The sequence below is a fragment of the Rhodanobacter sp. OK091 genome (assembly GCF_900142825.1).
GTDB lineage: Bacteria > Pseudomonadota > Gammaproteobacteria > Xanthomonadales > Rhodanobacteraceae > Rhodanobacter.
This window is the reverse complement of the sequence record NZ_FRCH01000002.1, coordinates 739,032-761,070: the sequence shown is the minus strand read 5'-3', so window position 1 is coordinate 761,070 and position 22,039 is coordinate 739,032. Positions and strand designations below refer to the sequence as shown.

18 protein-coding genes are annotated in these 22,039 nt (G+C 63.2%); 6 read left to right on the top strand and 12 right to left on the bottom strand.

The window, feature by feature from the left end:
- Nucleotides 1-2: 2 nt before the first annotated feature.
- The 8 genes from BUA26_RS12870 to BUA26_RS12835 form a co-directional block, all read right to left on the bottom strand.
- Complete coding sequence (locus tag BUA26_RS12870; protein WP_072761224.1) at nt 3-677, bottom strand: YoaK family protein; 675 nt, start codon at nt 675-677, stop codon at nt 3-5.
- Between the two features lie 42 nt (nt 678-719).
- Nucleotides 720-2,114, bottom strand: a complete 1,395-nt coding sequence (locus tag BUA26_RS12865) for an alginate export family protein (RefSeq protein ID WP_072761223.1) — start codon at nt 2,112-2,114, stop codon at nt 720-722.
- A gap of 5 nt (nt 2,115-2,119) precedes the next feature.
- Complete coding sequence (locus BUA26_RS12860; protein WP_143154267.1) at nt 2,120-3,031, bottom strand: glyoxalase; 912 nt, start codon at nt 3,029-3,031, stop codon at nt 2,120-2,122.
- A gap of 51 nt (nt 3,032-3,082) precedes the next feature.
- Complete coding sequence (locus BUA26_RS12855; RefSeq protein WP_072761589.1) at nt 3,083-3,487, bottom strand: DoxX family protein; 405 nt, start codon at nt 3,485-3,487, stop codon at nt 3,083-3,085.
- A gap of 2 nt (nt 3,488-3,489) precedes the next feature.
- Nucleotides 3,490-5,361 carry an amidohydrolase gene (locus BUA26_RS12850; RefSeq protein ID WP_218587840.1) on the bottom strand — a complete coding sequence of 624 codons (1,872 nt, stop codon included), beginning with the start codon at nt 5,359-5,361 and terminating at the stop codon, nt 3,490-3,492.
- 14 nt (nt 5,362-5,375) lie between these two features.
- Nucleotides 5,376-5,654, bottom strand: coding sequence for a XapX domain-containing protein (locus BUA26_RS12845; protein WP_072761221.1), 279 nt, complete (start codon nt 5,652-5,654; stop codon nt 5,376-5,378).
- Between the two features lie 61 nt (nt 5,655-5,715).
- Complete coding sequence (locus tag BUA26_RS12840; protein ID WP_072761588.1) at nt 5,716-6,369, bottom strand: hydrolase; 654 nt, start codon at nt 6,367-6,369, stop codon at nt 5,716-5,718.
- A 313-nt stretch (nt 6,370-6,682) separates the two neighbouring features.
- Entirely contained in the window at nt 6,683-7,315 is a 633-nt protein-coding gene (locus BUA26_RS12835) for a response regulator transcription factor (protein ID WP_072761220.1), read from the bottom strand.
- 179 nt (nt 7,316-7,494) lie between these two features.
- Here BUA26_RS12835 and BUA26_RS12830 point away from each other — a divergent pair, with 179 nt between their 5' ends.
- From BUA26_RS12830 to BUA26_RS12820, 3 genes are all read left to right on the top strand, one after another.
- A complete protein-coding gene (locus BUA26_RS12830) occupies nt 7,495-10,536 on the top strand; it encodes a sensor histidine kinase (protein ID WP_178368585.1) in 3,042 nt (1,013 codons plus the stop codon).
- Between the two features lie 292 nt (nt 10,537-10,828).
- Nucleotides 10,829-11,749 carry a cytochrome b/b6 domain-containing protein gene (locus tag BUA26_RS12825; protein WP_255368318.1) on the top strand — a complete coding sequence of 307 codons (921 nt, stop codon included), beginning with the start codon at nt 10,829-10,831 and terminating at the stop codon, nt 11,747-11,749.
- A complete protein-coding gene (locus BUA26_RS12820; RefSeq protein ID WP_072761218.1) occupies nt 11,742-12,497 on the top strand; it encodes a molybdopterin-dependent oxidoreductase in 756 nt (251 codons plus the stop codon). The genes BUA26_RS12825 and BUA26_RS12820 overlap by 8 nt, the downstream gene beginning before the upstream one ends.
- 155 nt (nt 12,498-12,652) lie before the next feature.
- Here the strand turns inward: BUA26_RS12820 and BUA26_RS12815 are convergent, their stop codons facing one another.
- From BUA26_RS12815 to BUA26_RS12800, 4 genes are all read right to left on the bottom strand, one after another.
- Complete coding sequence (locus BUA26_RS12815; RefSeq protein WP_072761586.1) at nt 12,653-13,357, bottom strand: hypothetical protein; 705 nt, start codon at nt 13,355-13,357, stop codon at nt 12,653-12,655.
- 217 nt (nt 13,358-13,574) lie between these two features.
- Nucleotides 13,575-14,879: a c-type cytochrome gene (locus tag BUA26_RS12810; protein ID WP_072761217.1), complete on the bottom strand. Its 1,305-nt coding sequence runs from the start codon at nt 14,877-14,879 to the stop codon at nt 13,575-13,577.
- Complete coding sequence (locus BUA26_RS12805; RefSeq protein WP_072761216.1) at nt 14,876-17,152, bottom strand: xanthine dehydrogenase family protein molybdopterin-binding subunit; 2,277 nt, start codon at nt 17,150-17,152, stop codon at nt 14,876-14,878. The genes BUA26_RS12810 and BUA26_RS12805 overlap by 4 nt, the downstream gene beginning before the upstream one ends.
- Nucleotides 17,149-17,652 (bottom strand): (2Fe-2S)-binding protein, encoded by a 504-nt coding sequence (locus BUA26_RS12800; RefSeq protein WP_072761215.1) that lies wholly within the window; start codon nt 17,650-17,652, stop codon nt 17,149-17,151. Before BUA26_RS12800 ends, BUA26_RS12805 begins: the two co-directional genes overlap by 4 nt.
- A gap of 300 nt (nt 17,653-17,952) precedes the next feature.
- Here BUA26_RS12800 and BUA26_RS12795 point away from each other — a divergent pair, with 300 nt between their 5' ends.
- The 3 genes from BUA26_RS12795 (at nt 17,953) to BUA26_RS12785 (ending at nt 22,035) form a co-directional block, all read left to right on the top strand.
- Nucleotides 17,953-19,044, top strand: coding sequence for an XdhC family protein (locus BUA26_RS12795; protein ID WP_072761214.1), 1,092 nt, complete (start codon nt 17,953-17,955; stop codon nt 19,042-19,044).
- Nucleotides 19,044-19,670: a nucleotidyltransferase family protein gene (locus BUA26_RS12790; RefSeq protein ID WP_072761213.1), complete on the top strand. Its 627-nt coding sequence runs from the start codon at nt 19,044-19,046 to the stop codon at nt 19,668-19,670. The genes BUA26_RS12795 and BUA26_RS12790 overlap by 1 nt, the downstream gene beginning before the upstream one ends.
- 67 nt (nt 19,671-19,737) lie before the next feature.
- Nucleotides 19,738-22,035: an FdhF/YdeP family oxidoreductase gene (locus BUA26_RS12785; RefSeq protein ID WP_072761212.1), complete on the top strand. Its 2,298-nt coding sequence runs from the start codon at nt 19,738-19,740 to the stop codon at nt 22,033-22,035.
- Nucleotides 22,036-22,039: the final 4 nt, after the last annotated feature.

Here is a 22,039-nt window from a genome sequence, read left to right as displayed (position 1 = left end):
ACTCAGCCACCTGCGCTGGCGTCGCGATGAAGATAGGCGGCTAGCGCCAGCAGCGGCGGCAGCGCGAAACACCAGGTGCTCACCCCGGCATAGAGCAAGGCGGCCATGGCGCAACCCAATGCGAAGGCAAGCAACGCCTGGCCCATGCGTCCCAGGCGCACATGGATCGCGTCTTTCTGATCGGCCGGTACGCCTTGCAGGAGATCGCCGACGTCGAGCATGATCTGGGTGGTAGTACCGGTCATCAGCGTGGTGGGCGGCGCGGCGCCCAGATGCACGCGCTGCAATGCATTCTGCACCGCCATACCTGCCACCAGTGTGAGCCCGGTGAGCATCGCGAACCCGTCATCACCGCGGGGAAATGGACCGTAATGGATGGCTAGAACGCCGCCTATGGTCAGCAGCAGCAACTTCACCCCCAGCATGGTCTTGAGAACTGGCCAGCCGCGATCGATCAGGCGATAGCGCAGCAGGCGCGCGAGCACCACCACCACACAGAAGGTCGGCAGCGCCAGCAGCTTGGTGACGATGCCGGACGTGCCCAGTACCAATGCCGCGCCGATGGTGACGAAGTTGCCGGTGACGTGGGCGGTGAACAGCCCGTGCAAAGCCAGGAAGCCTGCCGTATCGACATAGCCGGCATTGAAGCTGAGTAGGGTCGGCACGGTCAGTTTCATGGTCTTCGTTTTCCCTGAGTTCGATGGTGCGCACCGGTGGACTCACCACATGTATTTGAGCTCGACGCCCAGATAGTTGCTGTTGTGCCCACCCGCGCGGCGGATGGCATCGCCGATCTCGAAATGCACCATCTCCACCGCTGCGGCGAGATTGGCATTGAAGACGTAGTCGGCGCGTAGTTGCCCATAGACACCGGTCCAGCGGCCGCCGTTGCCCGCCGTGCCGGGCACCGCGACGTTGGGCTGCGTGTACACCGCATCGGCCGTCGTCTCGCGCCATTGCAAACCAAGCGCGCCAATGAGGGTCAGGCGTGAAGACGGCTTCAACGTGACGGACGGCTTCACATGGACGAAATTTGTGTAGCCGGTAAAACCGGCCAAGGTGAGGTAGTAGCCGTTCGGAAACAGCGGATTGAAGGTGCCGATGATGTTGTCGCCGCGATGCCGATCGCCCGAGGCCGCATCCACTTGCAAACCGATGCGTGGCTGCCAGTCGATCGATGCGAAGGTGTAGCCCGCGCGCGTGCCGATCGCCCAGGCGCGAATGTCCTTGACACCCACCGAACCGCGCTGCGCCATCGCTTCGAGATCCCAGTCGAAACCGCGGGCCGCGCCGGCATAGCGAGTATCGAAGACATGGCGCAGCTCGCGACCGCTGCCGTCGATGTATCTGGCGTTGTCGCGCGCGAACAGCGAGTAATAAGCGGACAGCTCCTGATTGCCGAACACCTGGCGCTCCACGCGCAGCATACTGAAACGCACATGGCCGCTTGAGCTGTCATCGAACGGATGCGCGTCCGCATACTGCACCGGCTGGCTGATGAAGCCGATGAAACGCCAACGCCCGGTTTCCCAATCCGCCCACACTGCATCGAAGGCTTGGCGTACGTTCGGCCCATCCCGCAGCGACACGAAGCGCTGCAGATCGAAAGCGAATTCCTGGCGGCCGATACGCGCCTTGAAGGTGCCCGCATCGAAGCTGTGGCTATATGCAAGAAAGGCCAGCCGCAGATCGAGCGGGTTCTTGTCGACCGGAGTGGTGGTGCGCTTGTTGGCATCGCGAGCGTCTTCCAGCTGAGTGAACAGCTGCCAGTGCTCGTTGAAGTGGATATCCACGTGGGCTTGCAAGCGCTGGATCAGGTAACTGTCGCTGCGGCCACCGCCCACGCCAAAACCCGCAGCGTCGTTGAATTCCACGCGCTCTCGCAGGTTCACACCCAATGAGAGATAGCTGGCCGGGTTGTTGGCGGAAAGCGCGATGTATTTGAGCGAATCGCCCGGTTCAGTGCGCAGCGCCGGGTCGGCCAGCGGCGACCAGTTCTCCTGCCACCGATTGAACAACGGCACTGGCCTCGCAGGTGCGACGCCCGTCTCCTGCGCATGTACCGCATGCGCAAGCAGGAAGGCGCCAGCACTGGCGAGGGCGACCCATCGCATCGCGCTTACTTGCCCACCGCCGCATGGATCTCCGCGACGTAGTTGCCCGGAAAAGCCAGCATGGCAATCTGTCGTCCATCGGCCACGTAAGGCTCCACCAGCACTTTTGCGCCGCTGGCTTTGGCCTTCACCAGCGTATCGCTGACATTGACGACTTCGTAACCGGTCAGCTCATGCCCGTAGGGATACGGCAGATGGCCGTCGGTGACCTGCACCGACATCTTGCCGAAGGTCGATTCGATGCGAACACGGCGATAGGTGTCGCCTGGACGTCCGATCTCGGCGCCTGGCGCATGCGCATCATCGGAGACCACCTTGCCATGGGCGAAGGCGAGGAAACTATGGATGAACGCGTTCGCTCTATCCCTGGACACGTAGACGCGATTCTCCGGCACGGTCTGGAACGCCGCATAGTTCGGCGCGGTGGTGTGCCAATAGAGCTGCATGTTCACGCCGCCCGGCCACTGGATCACGGCGTCGCGGCCGATCGGATCGGGGAAGGCTTCGACGATGACGTCGGCACCGGCCGCGCGTGCCGCGCGGATCGCCGCATCCATGTCTTTCACCAGATAACCGGTGCGCTCCGTGCCGAACGGATGGGGGATCGGCGTCTTGAAACCGAACAGCGACACCGTGCCCACCGGCGTCTGCAACAGCTGCGAGGTGGTGCTGCTGGGCGTAGGCGTGACGGTAGCCACGACTTGCTTGGTGCTTTGTCCGCCGAAGGTGGCGAGGAAACTCTGCACGAAGTGGTCGACTTCCGCGGGATCGACATACACATGCGTGGTGTCGTACTGCGAGCCCACTGCGACTTCGGGAATGGCTTGCGCTGTACGCGCTTCCAGTGGCGCAATGGTAGCGAGCGAAGCCGCGCCGAGTCCGAGGACGGCCGCCAGTACGAGAGACTTGATGCGCATGGGAAGCTCCAGATCAGGGGAACAACAGAAGATCGGTGAATGAAGGTGCCGTCATGTCATCGCGGCGCGCCGTTCGCGCAGGTCGTGCCATGCCACCAGCAGGAATCCGCCGACCAGGCCAAGATGCTCGAAGAACGTATTGGCCGCCGGCAGCCGCTGAGGCGGCGGTAGCTCCCAGAAGCGGGCGGCCATGAACGTCGCCATCAGCGTGAAGACGGCGAGCGCCAGCGCGCCCAGCCAGCGATAGAAGCCGGTAAGGATCAACAGTGACGCGCCGAGCTCCAGCACGATGGTCATCGCGGCAAACAGCGCCGGCGGCGCGAGGCCGAAGTGCTGCATTTCACCGACGGCGCCGCCGAAATCCGCGGCCTTGTCGATGCCGCCTTGCAGATAGGCGGCACAGAGCAGCAGCAAGGCCACCCAGCGTATGACCTGTGATTCGAACAGATCGCGCATGGTCATATCGCCCAGCAGGCGCAGCCCAGCGCGCCCCAGAAGGATTTGAGATCGGCTATCGGCAGCTTGCTCGACCAGGCCGTAGCGTGATCGTGACCATGGATGCCGCAGGCATGCGCGCAACCGCAAGATTGCATCGCCATTTGGCGTACTGCCGTTGCGCCAGCCTTGTTCTCACCCCATGCGGCATAACCGCCGAAGCGGCGCACTGGCGACCAATCCGGCATCGCTGGCGGAATCGGCGATTCATCCAGGTCGGTGAACATACCGGCGGCGTACACGATCTTGCCGCCGACCATGGTCAGCTCCGAGGCGGTGTCGGCGATCTCACTTTCAGCGCAGGCGAAGAAATCGCGATCCGGCACCACCAGATCCGCGAACTGGCCGACCTTGATCTGGCCCTTCTTGCCCACTTCGTTGGAGAACCAGGTGACGTTCTGGGTCCACATGCGCAATGCGGTTTCGCGATCCAGACAATTGCGCTGGGGATAGAGACGCAAGCCGCCCACGGTGCGCCCGGTGATGAGCCAAGCCAGCGATACCCACGGGTTATACGACGCCACGCGGGTCGCATCGGTACCGGCCGACACCCGCACACCCTTCTCCAGGATTTTTGCGACCGGCGGCGTGGCTTCCGCCGCGCCCATGCCATAGCGCTCGACGAAGTACTCGCCCTGGTAGGCCATGCGATGCTGCACGGCGATACCGCCGCCGAGCGCCGCGATGCGGTCGATCGACTGTTCGGAGATCGTCTCGGCGTGATCGAAGAACCAGTTCAATCCCTCCAGCGGGATATCCTGGTTCACCCGCTCGAACACATCCAGCGCGCGGCTGATGGTTTCGTCGTAGGTGGCATGCATGCGCCACGGCCAGCGATTCTCGGCCAGTACACGCACCACACCTTCGAGATCGCCCTCCATCTCGGCCGGCATGTCCGGCCGGGGCTGACGGAAATCCTCGAAGTCCGCCGCGGAAAACACCAGCATCTCGCCCGCACCGTTGTGGCGGAAGTAATCGTCGCCCTGCTTGTACTTGGACGTCCGCGTCCAGTGGAGAAAGTCGTCCTTCTCCGCCTTGGGTTTCTGCGTGAACAGGTTGTAGGCGAGGCGGATGGTCAGCTGGCCTTCGTCGGCCAGTTGCTGGATCACCGCATAGTCTTCCGGGTAGTTCTGCGAGCCGCCGCCGGCATCGATCGCACCGGTGACGCCGAGCCGATTGAGCTCGCGCATGAAGTGGCGCGTGGAATTGAGCTGGTAATCGAACGGCAGCTTCGGACCGCGCCCGAGCGTTGCATAAAGAATCGAGGCATTCGGCTTGGCAAGCAGCAAGCCGGTGGGGTTGCCATCGCTATCGCGCACGATCTGCCCGCCCGGCGGCTCCGGCGTGTCGCGGGTATAGCCGACGGCGCGTAGCGCGGCCGCGTTGAGCAGCGCACGATCGTAAAGATGCAGCAGGAATACCGGCGTGTCCGGCGCCACGGCGTTGAGCTCGTCGATCGTCGGCAAGCGCTTTTCGGCGAACTGGTGCTCGGTGAACCCTCCGACTACACGCACCCATTGCGGCGCCGGGGTGATGGCCACCTGCTGTCTGAGCATGCTCATCGCGTCGGACAGCGAACGCACACCATCCCAGCGCAGTTCAAGGTTGTAGTTCAGGCCGCCACGGATGATGTGCAGATGGTTGTCGATCAAACCGGGCAACACGCGACGGCCCTTGAGGTCGACCACACGCGTGTTGGTGCCGGCCAGCGCCATGATGTCGGCATCGCTGCCCACCGCAATGAAGCGGCCGCCGGCAATCGCCACTGCCGAGGCATGGGGCTGGCCGCGATCGAGCGTGGCGAACTGGCCGCGATGCAGGATCAGCTCGGGGATGGTCTGCGCGGGGCTCATGACTTGGCCTCCGTCTCAGGTGTCGGCTTGGTCGCGCGCTGGCCTTCGGGAAGATTGCCGAACACGTGTGGCTTGACCTGTCCGTGGAGCCAGGAGGTCTCCACGGCATCCCGGTTCAGAAGGTGCTTGATCAGGGGTGGGATCTGTTCGCCGGCAAGAATTCCCAGCAGGCCGACCAGGGCGATCACCGGTGGCGCAGGCGAGCGAACCTTCAACAGGCTGTAGACGATGCCCACCAGCAATCCCGCGGCGATAGAAAGAATATAGGGCTTCATCGACCTCTCCACTCGACAACGTGAATGCGGCGGCCGGCGAGGCCGCCGCTCATGACCACACTCAGCCTTCGTGCGCGCCGAACATCGACCTGGCGTAGATGATCCCCAGGCCATAAGAACCACCGAACTGCTTGGCGATGCCGGTGGTGCTGTCGTACGACTCCGTGCGCGCCCAGTCGCGCTGAAGCTCCAGCAGATATTGCAGTGCCGTCATCGGGCGGGCGCCCGCCTGCACCATGCGCTCGATGGCCCGATTGTGCGCTTCGGCCGAGACATCGCCGCAGGCGTCGGTAATCACATAGATTTCGAAGCCCTGATCGATCGCCGACAGCGCCGGACCGACGATGCAGACAGACGTCCAAAGACCCGCCAGCACCAGGCGCGTCTTGCCGATCTCATTCACCTTCTTGATGACGGCGGCGTCTTCCCAGGTATTCATCGACGTGCGATCCAGCAGCGCCTGGCCCGGGAACGGGTCGGTGACCTCGCTGAACATCGGGCCGGAAAAACTCTTCTCGGCGACGGTGGTGAGGATGGTCGGCACCTTGAAGCTGGCCGCCGCACGCGCCACCAGGCCGGCGTTGTTGCGCAGCGTGATGGCGTCGATGGAATGCGTCGCGAACGACATCTGCGACTGGAAGTCGATCATGATCAAGGCATGATCCTCCGGGGTCAGCAACAGCTTGCCGGGTGTAGGCGTTGCAGTGATGGACATGGCGGTCTCCTGGGTGAAAACGGGGAAGAGCAGCTCGCGCCAGGGGCTCCCGGCGAGATCGCTCACGAAGGGCTCGGCATCTCGCGTCGATGCCTCGGAGAGAAGTTCCGCGAAGCGAGCGGAGGCGTTCACTTTCCCCGAGGCTCGCGCTCATGCACAGCCCGGAATGGGCAAGCCGCAACTACCCGAATTGGGGTATCTCGATGGAGGCCTGGGTGCAAAACCGGCTCGACGAATACGCCCCTTCAGCCCAACGCCTTACCAGCGCGCCCCAGAATCAAATCCGGGGTGCGCCGCTATGGGCATCTTTGGTTTACGAGTCGAGAAAGCCCCGCCGGATCGCGATGGTCACCGCATGCGTGCGGTCCGACGCGCCCAGCTTCGCCATGATGCTCTTGAGACGCGCCTTCACTGTGTCTTCGGAAATGCACAGCATCTCGGCGATGCGTTTGTTGCCATGCCCCGTGGCTACCAGACGCAGCGCACTTAGTTCCTTGGCGGTAAGCATGTCCGCCACGGCATGCGAGGCGACCTCGCTCGCCAGTTCGCCGACGATCGTGCGACGTCCAATCGCTGCGCTGCGAATCGCCTGCAGAATGTCGTCGCGGGTGGAGGTCTTGAGCAGGTAGGCCGTGGCTCCCAGGGCCAGCGCCTGCCTCACCCGGGCATCGCCAGGGTAGGTCGTCAGGATGACCAGCCGGGCATCGGGGTATTCGGCGCGGATCGCGGCGATCGCCTGCAACCCGTCCATCTCCGGCATCTGCAGGTCCAACAAGGCCACGTCGGGCTGCAGCTGGCGAAAACGCGCCACGCTTTGCGCGCCATCGGCCGCTTCGCCGACCACGGTCATGTCGGCGGCGCTGTCGATCGCGGCGCGCAGGCCGTCCCGCATGACCGGATGGTCGTCGGCGATGAGTACCCTGAGCTTGCCATTCTGGTTTTCCACGCCAGGCACTATCCGGCGCCGCGGCGAAAGGTTCAATGCCCATTCGGGTGAACACACCGTCCGGGCCGCCGGACGCGGTGGAGCGTTGCCGATACACTGCCCGTCAGTAACCCGCTCCAAAGCAGCCTCCGACCGGAATACGGATCGCAACAAGGAGCATGCTTATCAGAGCGATGTGGATGAAGCACAGTACATACAACGCGCTGCGAAACCTGTTGGGCGCGTGCCTGCTGGGTCTGTGTTGGTGCATAAGCGCGCAACCCGTCAGCACGGCCGAGCAGTTTCGGCTGACCTCCTGGACCGTCGAGCGCGCTGCGCCGGCGGACATCTGGGCGCTGGCCCAGGGTGGCGACGGGTTCCTGTGGCTGGGCACAGGAACCGGCCTTTACCGCTTCGACGGCGCTAGATTCGAACGCTACGAACCTTCGCCGGGCGAAGGCTTCCGTTCCATGGACATCACCGCCCTGTCCATGCTTCCAGACGGTTCCCTGTGGATCGGCTTTTTCTACGGCGGCGCCAGCGTGCTCAAGGCCGGCCACGTTACGCACTACACCGATCGCGACGGCTTTCCAACCGGCATGGTGATCGCCTTCGCCCAAGCCGGTGACGGCAGCCTATGGGCCGCCAGCCGCGGAGGGCTGGCGCGCTTCGATGGCCGGCATTGGCAGACCATAGGTAGCGACTGGGGCTATCCGGCGAAACGGGCCGACTGGGTGATGGCCGACAGCGAGGGCACGTTGTGGGTGACCACCGGCGACCAGTTGATGTTCCTGCGCAAGGGTTCGCACCGTTTCGAGAGCACCAGCGAGCGCGTGGATCCGGATGCCGTTCTGGCGCAGGCATCTGACGGCACGCTGTGGCTGTCGGACGGGTTGCACGGCACTCGCGCCCTGCCCGGCTTGTCCGCGGCGCACCCTTCGCCCGATCTGAAGCAACCGCTGGCCAGAACGTCCTTCGCACGATCCAAGCGCTTGCTGTTCGACCATGACGGTCATCTGTGGGGGTCCGATGCCGAGCGGGGCGGCGTCTATCGGGTGTCGTCGCCGTCTCGCCTGGCCGGCGGCCGCTCGCTGCAACCCGCCGACATCGATGGCGTGTTCAATCACGATAGCGGCTTGCCATCGGACGTTGCGGTACCGCTGCTCGAGGACCGCGAAGGCACGCTGTGGGCCGGTACCAATCTGGGTTTGAGCAGTTTTCATCTCAACAAAGTGCGGGTGCCGGCGAACACCAAGGCGGTGCCAGCAGCCAGTTCCGAGCTCGTCGCCAGCGATGTAGGCCAGATCTGGATGGCGAGCGGCGGTTCGCTCCTGCGTGCTACCGCGCAAGACGCGGAAGTGATCTCGCAAGGCCTACCCCATATCGACGCGGCACTCTACGCGGCCGACAACACCTTGTGGTTGGTCGGGTACGACTGCCTCGGCCGGATGGTGAATGGCCGTTTCGTCCCGCTCGAGCTGCCGGTGGCCGGCAAGCTTGTGACCGTCCGGGCGATAGCCTCGGACCGACAAGGCGGACTGTGGGCCAGCTTTGCCGACAACGGCCTTTATCACTGGGACCAGAACCACTGGACCCGTGTTGATCAGGGCCCCGGACTGGATGCGATGACACCCAGCGCGCTCGCTCTCGATGCCTCCGGCCGGCTCTGGGCCGGCTACCCCGAAAACCGGATACTGTCGATCGACGGCCAGGTGCGGCAGGTATTCGGACCGGCCCAGGGCTTGCACGTCGGCAATATCGCCACCATCGACACCAGCGCTGGCGACCTGCTCGTCGGTGGCGATGGCGGACTCGCCCGCCTGCGCCAGGGACGATTCGAGTCGCTCGCCATCACCGAGCCGCAGGTGCTGGCCGGCGTGTCGGGCATCGTACGCACCGACCGCGGCGACGTCTGGATCAATGGCAGCCGGGGCGTCATGCATATTGATGCCGATGCCTTCCATAAAGGCTTCGGCGGCGGCTACCGCGCAGCTTATGAGTTGTACGACTACCACGACGGCTTGCCCGGCATTGCGTTGCAGGCCTCGCCTGTATCGACTGCCGCCGCGGATTCCCTGGGCCGCATCTGGTTCAACACCAACCAGGGCGTTGCATGGATCGATCCTGCGCGCCTGCACCGCAATCCCATCGCGCCGCCGGTATTCATCCAGGGCCTGACTGCCGGCGACCGCAGCTATACCAACCCGCAATCGCTGCGCCTGCCGCAGCACACCAGCAATGTGCGCCTTGACTACACCGCCACCAGCCTGGCCATTCCCGACCGTGTGCGATTCCGCTACAAGCTCGACGGCGTGGATAACCAATGGCAGGACAGCGGCACCCGCCGCGAGGCGTTCTATTCCAATCTCGGGCCGGGCAAGTACCGCTTCCATGTCACTGCTGCGAATGACGACGGTATCTGGAACGACCAAGACGCCAGCATCGACTTCAGTATTGCGCCGCAGTTCTTTCAAACCTCGTGGTTCCGCCTGCTATGCATCGCCGCCGGACTTCTGCTGATCGCAGCGCTCTATCTGTGGTGGCTGCGTCTGATGAGCGGGCGGATCCGCCTGCGTCTTGAAGAGCGCACCCGCGAACGCGAACGCATTGCGCGGGAATTGCACGACACCTTGCTGCAAGGCGTACAAGGCCTGTTGCTTCGCCTGCAAGCGCTGGTCGCTGGGCTGCCTGCCGACGATCGCCAGCGCGGCGCCCTGGATGCAGCGATCGTCCAGGCGCGTGACATGCTGGTCGAAGGGCGCGACAAGATCGTGGCGCTGCGCGGCGCCGATCAGGGACGGGGGCAACTTACCCAATCCATTCACGCGATCGGCGAAGAGCTGGCATCCACCTATGGCACACCCTTCCGGGTAAGCATGAGCGGCGTCGAGAAACCCTTATGCCCTCCCGCCTGCGACGAAGTCGTCGAAATCGTCCGCGAAGCCATGCGCAACGCCTTCATCCATGCCAACGCCAAGTTGATCAAGGTCGATATCAGCTACCAACCGCAAAGCTTGCGCATCGCCGTTCGCGACGACGGCCGCGGCATCCAGGCGAGCACTATCCGGCAGGGCCGGCGTGACGGTCACTGGGGTTTGGTCGGCATGCACGAGCGGGCGGAAAAACTCGGCGCCACTCTGACCATTCGCCGTGGCGAGCTCGGCGGCACCGACGTGGTGCTGGCCATTCCCGGACATGTGGTGTTTGACCCGCGTCTGTTTGGAAGACGACCTATGGGCTGATGGACTGGCAGACCCAGATGGTCGAACCGTCACTGTCCCGCGGCTATCGGTTGCGCATCGCTGCGCCCATGTGCGTTGGTCAGCAACGGATCTGCCCCCTTGAGAACCGCATCGCCAGGAGGTTGGCGCAGCATCCATTTGCGCTCTCCCCTTACCGGCGAGTAACTTCACGCGGCATGGCAACGAAAGTAAGACAAAATGCTGTCGATGCGGCTGGTGAGAGATCGATCTCCGTCGCATCCGCATAATTGAACACTGCTCTGTTGGTCATGTTTTGCCGGGGGTGCACATCGTGAATACGGAAAGTGTTGCTGTTGTCGAGTTGGAGACGCCGGCACCCGTGTCGCCGCAGCCATCGCGCCGGCTGGTCTATCGGCATACGCTGCCGATCCGGATCATGCACTGGATCAACGTCATCGCACTGTCGCTGATGCTGTTCAGCGGCTTGCAGATCTTCAACGCGCATCCGAGCCTTTACTGGGGCAACCGGTCCGACAAGGGCAAGGAACTGCTGACCCTGGACGCCCATCAGGATTCGGCAGGAAACCTGGTCGGCACCACCCGGATCGGCAGCCTCGAATTCACCACCACCGGCGTGCTGGGCGTATCCAAAGGCAGCGACGGCACGCCTGAAGTACGCGGCTTTCCATCCTGGCTCACCGTACCGGGCGCCGGCTGGCTGGCGATGGGAAGGCGCTGGCACTTCTTCTTCGCCTGGGTGTTCGTGCTCAACGGGCTTTGCTACGTCGGCTATTCCCTCGCCAGAAGGCACCTGCAACGCGATCTGTGGCCCACCCGCAGTGACTGGCGCGGCATCGGTCATTCGATCCTCGACCACATCCGCTTCAAGCATCCGCACGGCGAAGAGGCGCTGCGCTACAACATCCTGCAACGGCTCGCCTACCTCATCGTGATCTTCGTGTTCGGTGTCGGCATCGTGCTGATGGGACTGGCGATGTCGCCGCGCATGGATGCCGTGCTCTCGCCCCTGGTCGAGGCTGTTGGTGGCCGCCAGTCGGCACGGACCATTCATTTCATCATCGCCTGGGCATTCGTCGCCTTCGTGCTGATCCATCTGTTCGAAGTGCTCATAAGCGGTGTGTTCAATCAGCTGCGCGGCATGATCACCGGTTATTACAAAGTCGATGCAGGTAAAGGCCATACCTCCGATCCAGACGAGACGATCTCTGCCGAGGAGCGTTCCCATGACTGACCGCCGATCATTCCTGCGCATCGCCATCATGGGTACGGCCAGCCTGATCGTCGCCGGCTGCGACCGCATTTCGCAAAGCAGCTGGGGTCCGAAGGTGCTGGGCAAGGCCGAGGGGCTGAACCGCCGCGTGCAGGCTTTGCTGGCACCGTCCAGCGCCATGGCGAAGGAATATACCGAGGCCGACATCTCCTCGGTATTTCATCCCAACGGCACCACGATGCCCAACACGCCGGCGTATCAGACGCTGATGGCGAATCAGTTCCGTGACTACAAATTGCAGGTGGACGGCATGGTCAGCCACCCCGCCATGCTGTCGATCGACGACCTGAAGAAACTCGACACGCGCACGCAGATCACCCGGCACGATTGCGTGGAAGGCTGGAGCGCCATCGGCAAATGGCAAGGCACCTTGCTCTCCGCCGTGCTCGACCACGTCGGGGCCGATCCGCAGGCACGCTTCGTCGTTTTTCACTGCTTCGACGAGATGGACGTGGACACGCCTTATTACGAGAGCGTGGACATCGACGAGGCGAGGCATCCGCAGACACTGCTGGCTTTCGGCTTGAACGACAAACCGCTACCGGTGCCGAACGGTGCGCCCCTGCGCCTGCGCGTGGGTCGGCAACTTGGCTACAAGCAGGCGAAATACCTGAGCCGCATCGAGGTGGTCAAATCCTTCGATGCGATTGGCGACGGCAAGGGCGGCTATTGGGAAGACCAGGGCTACGAGTGGTACGCCGGCATCTGATCGGGATGCGTAGCGGCTTCGAACCCCGGGATCGGTCATATATCGCTCATGACGATCCCGAGGGGCCGACACAAAAGACATTCGAGCGCTCCGTCCCTGCCCACAGCATGCAGGCAAGGACGGACGACGTGGAATACTTCAAATGCCGCTGCCCATCACATGGGAGGCACGGTGCCATCGAGGCCGACGGTCACGATCTTGGCGTTCACCGGATTGCCAGGCAAGCCCACCACGAAAACATGCGTGCCCTTGACGATCGCGTTCCTGTCAGCAGGTTTGAAGGTCACCACCGGCACGTTGGCTGGCACGGCGATCGTCTTTTCGCCCTTTCCATAATCAACCACCAGCATGCGATCGCTGCTGCCGGAAGCGCTCTTCACGGTACCGTTCGTCATCGCCGATGCCATCGGCATCGCGTGATTCATCTTTTTGACGGTGCCGTTCGTCATCGCCGAAGGCATCACGCTGCCGTTGGTCATCGCCGATGTGCTGCCGCCTTTGGCGGGGAGATCCCATGCGTAGTCACCCAGGCCGGATCCTTTCATCGCCGATGGGAATACCACCACTTCGAGCGCACGCGAGGTCTTGCCATCGGGCACGTTGGCCGAACCGATGAACGAGCCTGGCGCGATCTGGTCGAGGCTGCTCGGCACCACGCCGGTAATTCGTGTATCGGCTGCGATGGTGATGGTTCTGGAGCCGGCATCGGTCTGCACGGTAAAGCCGGTAGCCGTCACGTCGGCGACGGTTCCGCGCACGTGTATGGGCTGATCGGCAGCCATTGCGGAAATGCTGGTTGCCGAGATCGCAACAGCCATGGCGGCGAGCAGCTCTTTTCGGTGGAGGTAGCGGGTTTTCATGAACATGACCTTCGTGGGTTGGGGAGCGAATAAGCCGGTGATCCTGAGCTTTCGCTGCGAGATGCCCCATCGTTACCTGCCCCACGTTCGGCCTGCACGGATCGGGCCGCGTGTGAACGGCAGCGTTACAATCGCCTTCTGCAATCCTGGTCAATGAACCGCTACACGCGCAGCAGGCTGCACGGGTATGGGATCGACGCGAACCCGCATCCACGATCTAGCGTTGGCGACCTTGCGCAACCGCGTAAGGGGTGACCGCCCCCTTTTTGTTCCCGAAGTGCGCGATGACATAGTTCGCCAAAGCCGCTACCTCCGTGTCCGAGTAAGCACGGCCAAACTCCGGCATGGAGACATCGTGTCCATCGAGGCGCATTCTGGAACCATGCAAGATGACCTGGGTGGCATTGCCACCGTTGATGTCATTGACGCCGCGCGTACCCAGCAACGAGGCGTACGGTGTCTGCTGGCCCTGGCCATTCCATTGGTGGCAGCTTGCGCAGGCGCTTTCGAAGAGTTTCAGCCCCGCGCTTTTTACATCGGCACTGTCTCCGCCGGGAGCTGTGTCGCTGGAAGCCAGTGCGGGAGCCGCTTTCGCATCGATGGCGATAGGGTCCTTCCCTTCCCGCGCGGGAATGCTGCGTAGATAGGTCACCAGGGCTGCCGTGTCTTCGGGTTTCAGGAATTGAAGGCTGTTTTCCACGGCCTCGCCCATCGGACCGGAGGCGGAGCCACGGCCATCTGCGTGTCCGGTGGACAGATAGCTGGCGATCTCGCCATCACTCCATGCACCAATGCCGTGCACCGGGTCAGCGGTGATGTTGTAAGCGCGCCAGCCCTGCAATACCTCACCGGCCAGTTCGTTACCGTGCTCCAGGCCGAAGCCGGCATTTCGTGGCGTGTGGCATTCCGCGCAGTGTCCCAGTGCACCCGCGAGATACGCCCCGCTGTTCCACTGCGGCGATTTCGATGCATCGGCGACAAAACGCCGGCTCTTGAAGAACGCCGCATTCCAGAAGCCCATCGCCCAGCGCTGGTTGAAAGGAAAGCCGAAATCATTGGGTTTGTCAGGCTGCGAAATCTTCGGCAGGTTGAACAGATAGGCCTTGATCGCGAGGACATCGCTGCGGCTCAGCTGCGTGTACGAGGTATAGGGGAACGCCGGGTAAAGCCGCTTGCCATCCTTGCGCACGCCTTCACGTACCGCGCGAACGAAATCATCATCGCTCCAGCTGCCGATGCCGCTTTCCGCATCCGCCGTGATGTTCGACGAATAAATCGTGCCGAATGGCAGCCGGAACGCGACGCCGCCGGCGAACGGCTTGCCCGAACCAGGAACCGTATGGCAAGCGATGCAGTCGGCGGCTTTGGTGAGGTATTCGCCGCGCGCAAGCACGTCAGAGGTGACAGGGGCCCCGGCAATCGCCGGCGCCGTGCCGTCTGAGCTGTCGGTGCGATTCAGGGCGAAATACGCCACGCCGCCGAGAACCAGCACGAGAACCACGATGATGAGGAAGCGTTTCACGCGTCGTTCCTCCCCTGAGCGGCGACGGTGGCGGACACCACGCTCTTGAGTGCACTGGCATCCTGCACAAGCAGATTTCGATCCACCGGGAGCTTGTAGAGGCGCACGCCTGTTGCGGCAAAGATGGCGTTGGCCAGGGCTGGCGCCGCGATCGCGGTACCGACTTCGCCCAGACCACCGGGCGCTTCGCTGTTTTCGATGCGATGGACTTCGATCAACGGAGTTTCGTTGATGCGCAGGTTTCGGTAGTCGTTGAAATTGCTCTGCTCGATGGCACCATCCTTGATCGTGATCTCGCTGTAGAGCGCGGCACTGAGGCCAAACAGAAGTCCGCCCTGGATCTGTGCTTCGATGGAGCTGGGATTGACCCCGATGCCGCAGTCCAGCGCGACTACGGCACGGCGCAGACGCACTTCGCCCTGCGCAGTGACTTCCGCCTCCACGATGGCACACACCCGGCTACCGAACGGCTCGCCTAACGCTATGCCGCGCGCAATCCGCGGGGGTAGTGGCGGACCACCCCACCCTATTTTTTCGGCGGCCAGGTTGAGTACGGCCAAAGTCCGTGGATTCTTCTGCAGCAAGGCACGCCGGTATTCCAGTGGATCCTTGCCGGCGTGATGCGCGAGCTCGTCCATGAAGCTCTCGACGACGAACAGGTTATGCGTCGATCCCACGCCCCGCCACCAGCCGACGACCAGCCCCGGGGGCATGTCATGGCGAATCCATTCGACCTTGAGGTTCGGGATCTCGTAAGGCAATTCCACGACGCATTCGACGGCATCGCTGTCGAGGCCGTCCTTGCCCATGGCCATCGGCGCCCAACGTCCCAGTACGGTGCCACCGCTGGTGCGGTAGCCATACCAGGTCGGTCGGCCATTCGCGTCGAGTACGGCCGAAATGCGATCGTGATACATCGGTCGCACGCGGTCGTGGCGGATATCTTCCTCGCGCGTCCAGATGACCTTGAGCGGATACGACACCTGCTTGGCCAGGGCTATCGCCTGCTCCGCCGAGTCCGTTTCCAGGCGTCGCCCGAAACCACCGCCGAGATACTGGTTGTGCACGATGATCTTGTCTTCGGGCAGGCCGGTGATCTTTGCCGCCGCGCTGAGAACCCGCGCGGGCACCTGGGTACCCAGCCAGATTTCGCACTTGTCGGAAGTCACGAAGACGGTGGCGTTGAGTGGCTCCATCGTCGCGTGCGCGAGCATCGGCGACTGATAGACCGACTCGACGGCTTTCCCATCAGCCGGCCGGCTGCCGACCTCGCGCGCAACGATCGACTTGCCGTTGAGTGCACTCTCAGCGAGCGCGTCGCGGAGTTGCTGGGTCGTGAGATTGGCGTTTTCACCTCGTTTCCATGTGATATCCAGCGCTTCCAGGCCTTGCTTGGCAGCCCAGAAATGCTCGCCCACCACGGCAACCGCATCATCGATACGGATCACATCCACCACGCCGGGTACTGCCCTGGCCGCTTTGTCATCGACCGTGGCGAGTTTTCCATTGAAGGTAGGGCACGCCCGAACAGCGGCGATCTTCATGCCGGCCACGCGTACATCGATACCGAATTGGGTGGCGCCTCTGACCTTGTCGGCGGAATCCACGCGCCGCAATGGCTTGCCGATCAGTTGGAAGTCCTTGGGATCTTTTAACTGCACCTTGCCTGGCATGGGCAGTTTGCCCGCCGCCGAGGCCAGCGCACCGAAACCCAGGCTGCGTCCCGAGGAGGCGTGATGAACCACGCCGCGATCCACGGTGCATGTCGACGGATCAACATGCCACTGCGCTGCCGCGGCGGTAACAAGCAACGCGCGTGCGACAGCGCCAGCTTCGCGCAGCACCTGCCAGGTACCGCGTGTACTGGTGGATCCGCCGGTAACCTGCCCACCCAGCAGCGGCATGCCGTATAGCTCGTCGCTGGCCGGCGAATGCTCGACGGTGATCTGATCCAGGCCGACGCCCAGTTCCTCGGCGAGCAACATGCTCGAACCGGTATAGATCGCCTGCCCCATCTCCGCTGAGGACATGACCAGTCGCACTGCACCGTTAGTGTCTATGCGTATGAACGCGTTCGGCGCGAAGGGCGGATTGCCATCGGCCAGTGCCGCAGCGGCGTCACCAGGTTGCCGCCGTGCATTGATCGCCGCCGACGCGATGCCTCCGCCGCCCAGCCAGAGGAAGGCAATCGCCAGACCACCCGCCTGGATGGCGTGGCGTCGACTCAGGTCTACGTTGTCGGAGATCCCGGAGCTGCCTGCTTTCTGCTTCATGATGCAGCTCCCTCGGGCGAGGTGACGATGGTCTGCAGGATCTCGAGCTTGCCCGTCGCCGCCTGCTTGATGGCCGCGCGGATACGGATGTAAGTGCCGCAGCGGCAGATGTTGCCGGACATGGCCGCGTCGATCTCTGCATCGCTGGGGTTCGGCGAGCGTTTGAGCAGGGCTGCGGCCGACATGATCTGGCCGGACTGGCAGTAGCCGCACTGCACGACATCCACATCCAGCCAGGCCTGCTGGATCTTCTGCCCGCTGGGCGTATTGCCGATGGCTTCGATCGTCGTGATGGCCTTGCTGCCAATCGATCCAACCGGGAGTACGCACGAACGAACCGGCTGGCCATCCAAATGCACCGTGCATGCCCCGCATTGCGCGATGCCGCAACCGAACTTGGTGCCGGTCAGGCCGATAACGTCTCGCAAAACCCAGAGCAGTGGCATATCAGGGGGGACATCGACCGAATGCGACTCGCCATTAACGGACAAGGACAACATAGGCACCCTCACTCTGCGTAGAGAATCCGGGAAAGCGACACCTGGCGGCTTCGCAACAAAGGTCGCAAGTTATCAAGCCACTGACGTGTATCCCAGAGTCCGTCCCCATACATGCACCATGGAGTCTGCATTGCAGCAGCACTTCCGTAAAAATACCGTGTACCAGAAGGCACCGGCGCGCGATACCCCTGATTGAGGGCACCCACGGACAAATGTCGCGCTAGACTGAAACCTTGATTCGGAAGGTCTTGTGTTTCGCGCAAATTCCACTGTCCCGATCCCTAGCTGGTGACATCACTGATGAATTCGGCGCACGAGCTGAGCACCCTGATTGATGCATTGCTTACGTTGCGCCGCGATAGGCCATCCAAGGCAGCACTGGCAACGCTGACCCGCACCAGCGGCTCCACCTTCCGGCGCCCCGGCACGCATATGCTCGTGTTGGGCGATGGGCGCGTGGTCTGCGAGCTATCCGGCGGCTGCCCACAACGCGACATCGTGGCGCAGGCGCTGGAAGTCACCACCAGTACCCTCCCCCGCCTGGTCCGTTACAACGCGGACTCGGGCCTGGATGTATTGATGGAGATGGGCTGCGGTGGCGAACTCGAAGTACTGATCGAGCCGCTGGCAACGACGCATGCCACGGACTTTGTCGATGCCCTGGCGCAATGCCTCAGTGAACGGCGTTGCGCCTACATGGCTACCTTGTTCGCCGTCGATGGAACGGTGGTGATGCCACAACGAGTATTGTGGAGCGAGCACGTCGTGTTGCACGACGATATCGTCGATCCTGCGTTGACTCAGTCCATCGTCGGCGCCATCGCGTCGGCGACGAACAAACACACCATCGCTCTGAACCTGCCATCCGCACGAGGCGCGGCCGATGTGCTGGTGGAGCCCATCGATCCGCCACATGCGCTGGTCGTGATCGGCAGCAGTGCCGCTGCGCGTGCGCTGTTGCCGTTGGCCAGGGCATTGGGTTGGCAGACCACCCTGGTCGATCATGACCCGGCACGCCTGCAAGCGATGCATCTGCCGGCCGGCTTGGATGCGGTTTGTGCAACGCCAGGCAACTTGCGCAGCGCGTTGCCGCTCGATGCGCAAAGCTCGGTGGTCGTGATGACGCACAACCTCGAACAGGACATCGCCTACCTGGGGGCATTACGCGGCGCGCCGGTGGCTTATATTGGCGCGCTCGGATCGCGTGAGCGCGTTGCACGCATGCGTAGCACCTCCGTACTTGCCGGCCTGCACGTGCATGCGCCCGCGGGTCTGGATATCGGTTCGGAAACACCGGAAGAAATCGCTCTGGCCATTGCCGCCGAAATCATGGCGGTGATCAACCACCGCAGCGGTGGTCCGCTGCGTGACAACGAAGGCGCCATCCATTGATGACCGCTTCACTGCGCAGCCCGACATCACCGGTCATCGTGCTGCTGGCGGCGGGTGAAGGCCGGCGCTATGGCGGCATCAAGCAATTGGCCGAGATCGAGGGTCAGCCGATGGTGCGCCGCGTCGCGCGTGCCGCGCTGGAGCACGGCGTGCCGGTCATCGTGGTTACCGGAGCCCATCCCGAACAGGTCGAGGCCGTGCTTGACGACTTGCCGCTCCAGATCATCCGCCACGCTGGTTGGCAGGACGGCATGGGTAGCTCGCTCGCTGCCGGCATTCGTTGCGTGGACGTGTCCTTTCCACAAGCTTCTGCAGCACTCCTGTGCCTGGCCGATCAGCCGCTCTTGGGAACCGCGCCGATCCAACAAATGCTCCGGCGGCACGCGGAGGCACCTCAGCGTCTACTCGTTACCGAGCAGGACGGTATATCCGGGCCGCCGGTACTGTTTCCGCGCGACTGCTTTGCGGCATTGACGGCGTGGTCGGGTTCGCGCGGCGCACATGCCTTGATCGAGCGGGAAGCCGCGCGCGTCGAGCGATTCGCTTCGACCGACGGCATCGACGTCGATACGCCGCAAGACCTTCAGCACGTACGTGACTGGCTGGCAATCGATAGTCATCGTTAGCAGTGCTCACGTCATCTGAATCGTCGGCGTAATATCCTCAATCCAGTCGGTCGGTGTGGTTACGCTCATGAGCGATAAAAAGGTTCCCGGTGTCAGCGACTATCAGGCGCCCGCCGGTGGTTGGGATGCGTTGGGTGCGGTAGCACGCGCCGTACGACAGCAGATGGCGCCGGTACGCGAGACTCGGGCGCTGCATCGCGTAAACCAGCCTACCGGCTTTGATTGTCCTGGCTGTGCGTGGCCCGATCCGAAGCACACCTCCTCGTTCGAGTTCTGCGAGAACGGCGCCAAGGCCGTGACCTGGGAGGCCACTTCCAAGCGCACCACGCCCGAGTTCTTTGCCCAGCACACCGTCAGCGAACTCTGGACCTGGCACGACCATGCGCTGGAGAACGAAGGGCGGCTCACGCATCCCATGGCCTACGACCAGGCCACCGACACCTTTGTCGAGGTGAGCTGGGACGAAGCCATGCAACGCATCGGCGCCGCCCTGCGCGCGCAACCCGACCCGAACATGGTCGAGTTCTACACCTCGGGCCGCGCCTCGAACGAGGCTGCTTTCCTGTACCAGTTGTTTGCCCGGGAATACGGCACCAACAACTTCCCCGACTGCTCGAACATGTGTCACGAAGCGACCAGCGTAGGCCTTCCCGAATCCATCGGTGTCGGCAAAGGCACGGTAACGCTGGAGGACTTCGCCCACTGCGACGCGCTGTTCTCGTTCGGCCACAATCCCGGCACCAATCACCCGCGCATGCTCTCCACCTTGCGCGAGGTGTCGCTGCGCGGCAAGCCGATCGTCGTGTTCAACCCCATGCCCGAGCGGGGCCTGGAACGCTTCGTCTCGCCGCAGAGCCCGGTGGAGATGATCACCGGCAAAGCCACACAGATCGCCTCGACCTATTACAAGGTGAAGGTCGGCGGCGACGTGGCCGTGCTCAAGGGCATGATGAAATACCTGCTCGATACGGACGCCGCTGAACGTGCCGCTGGCCGTGCCGGCACGATCGACCACGATTTCATCGCTGCCAATACCACCGGCTTCGACGCGTTGGTTGCGGATCTGCAGCGCACCAGGTGGGATGCCATCGAACGCAAGGCTGGCCTTACGCGCGCCGATATCGAGGCCGCCGCGTCGGTGTATGCGAAAGCCGAGCGTGTGATCGTCGCCTATGGCATGGGCATCACCCAGCACAGCCACGGTACGGAGAACGTGCAGCAGATCGCCAACCTGTTGCTGATGCGCGGAAACATCGGCCGGGAAGGCGCCGGCATCTGCCCGGTGCGCGGCCATTCCAACGTGCAGGGCGACCGCACCGTGGGCATCACCGAAAAACCGAACAAGGCGCTGAACGACGGTATCCGCAAGCGCTTCGGCTTCGAACCACCGGCCGCGCATGGGCACGATGCCGTGGAAGCAGTGAAGGCGATCCGCGACGGACGCTCGCGCGCCCTGATCTGTCTCGGCGGCAACCTGGCGGTGGCGATGTCCGATCCCGCCGCGACGTTTGCCGCCATGGCCAAGCTCGACCTGGCCGTGCATATCGCGACCAAGCTCAATCGATCGCACCTGATCCTGGCGCGCGAATCGATTCTGCTGCCCTGCCTCGGCCGCACCGAGCTGGACGTGCAGGCCGGCGGCCCGCAGTCGGTCACGGTGGAGGATTCCATGTCGATGGTGCACGCCTCCGCCGGCCGCCTGAAACCGGCGGGCCCGCTGCTGAAATCCGAGCCGGCCATCGTGGCCGCCATGGCCAGGTCCACGATGCCCGATTCCAAGGTGGAATGGGAAACCTTCATCGGCGATTACGACCGCATACGCGATGCAATCGAAGCGGTGTTCCCGATCTTCGAGCGCTTCAACGAGCGCGTGCGTGAGCCAGGCGGTTTCCGGTTGCGCGTCGCTGCGTCCGACGGTGTGTGGGATACGCCTGACAAGCGCGCGCATTTCCTCCTCGCACGAGGGTTGGACGAAGACAGAAGCGGGCCCGAAGATACGCTGACATTGACCACCTTGCGCTCGCACGACCAATACAACACCACCATTTATGGCATGGACGATCGTTACCGTGGCATCACCGGCCGGCGCGACGTGATCTTCATCCATGCCAGCGATCTGGCCGCGCGTGGGCTGCAGAACGGCGACCTGATCGACGTCGAAGCCATCGGCAAACCGGGGACTGCGCCACTTGCCGTTCGCGGCTATACCGCGGTGGCCTACCCCATCGCCGAAGGGTCCGTGGCGATGTATTACCCGGAGGGCAATGCGCTCGTTGCGCTGGACAATCACGACGCCCGTTCGGGTACGCCGTCCTACAAATCGGTGCCGGTGCGGATTCTGGCGGCGCAGCCGGTCGCGCCTTGATGCG